General features: G+C 65.0%; 1 protein-coding gene. It reads left to right on the top strand.

The genetic code is table 11. The features are described from left to right. Positions 1-114: 114 nt before the first annotated feature. Positions 115-1,155: hypothetical protein (locus ABZX92_RS45935; RefSeq protein ID WP_355572502.1), on the top strand; the 1,041-nt coding region annotated here is incomplete at its 3' end.

The raw sequence follows: 1,155 nt of genomic DNA, 5'->3' as shown, positions 1-1,155 counted from the left end.
ACCCTGACCGACGCGACCGGTCAGATCACGGGCGTCACGTTCGGTACGCCTGACGATCCGTCCGTCCTGACGCGTGGGTTCCCGGTGAACAATGATCGGCGTTCCGGTCTGCTGATGGACAACATCAGGTTGACGCGGGACACCGTCCCGCCGATCTCCACGGCGTTCCCGTGGGACGGCGACACCAAGACGTTCTTCGTGGACACACACGGAGTGCCGGGCAAGACGACGATCACTCTTGCCGACGGTACGACCATTTACGTCACGGGAGGGACGCTCGCCCGCCTGGTACTGGGTTCCGAGGCGTTCTGGCAGATTGGTGGGGCGTTGCTGGACTCGTTCGCCCTCTACATCTGCTATGCGGGCACTCCGAAACTCCGCGAGCCGAACGGCAAGTCAGTGGTGGAGGACTTCTGGCAGGCTGTGCAGGAGTCTGGGATCACGGCCGCAGTGGACGGCCCCACCCACACGTTGCGTGCGTGGGTAGAAGGCCCAGGCCCTGTAATGCATGTAGTGACCGCCATCACCGAGGGTGGGTATTGGGTCTCGTTCGGTCGAGGTCGTGCGGGATCCGACATCACCGCCGCCGCGGTGTGGGAGCAGGTGGCGGACTGGCGCGAGTTGCCTCCGTACGTCCGAAAGCATTACGCGGCACGGATCCCCTTGCTTGCTGTGGTGGACAAGGCCTATCGGGTGAGCCTCGTCTTGGAGGAGGGGCTGGAGCAGGACGGTGTGCTCGATCTGGCCAACGTGCATCAATTGGTCGAGGCTCCTTGGAGGCCTGGTGTTCCGGCGGTGCGGACGGACTTGGTGTGGGAGACCGCGATCAAGTTGGTGCAGGCGGGTGACCACGCGGGTCTGTTGCGTGGTGTGGCGGTGCCCCTGGGCTTGGCGCACCTGAGCCGTCACGGCTACCTGGCCGGTGACCCGGTGTGGGAGTTCGGGCGCGAGGTACGACGACCGGCGTGGTGGTCCGGGCCGGTGCCCGTATTGGCGCAGAGGCCTGCGTCGGTCGTGTCGATCGCAGCTTTGTCGCCCTTGTCCGGGGATGTCGCCGTGTCCAATGGGGTGACATTCGACTCGAGCGTTGTGTCTGTGTCGAACGAGTCGTTGGTCACCTGCACATACGGCGGGCGCGGGTCGTCGGGATCGAGT

The sequence above is a fragment of the Lentzea sp. NPDC006480 genome, assembly GCF_040611995.1.
In the GTDB taxonomy this organism is placed as follows: domain Bacteria; phylum Actinomycetota; class Actinomycetes; order Mycobacteriales; family Pseudonocardiaceae; genus Lentzea.
The sequence above is the reverse complement of the archived record's forward strand: the minus strand, read 5'-3'. Positions and strand labels throughout refer to the sequence as shown.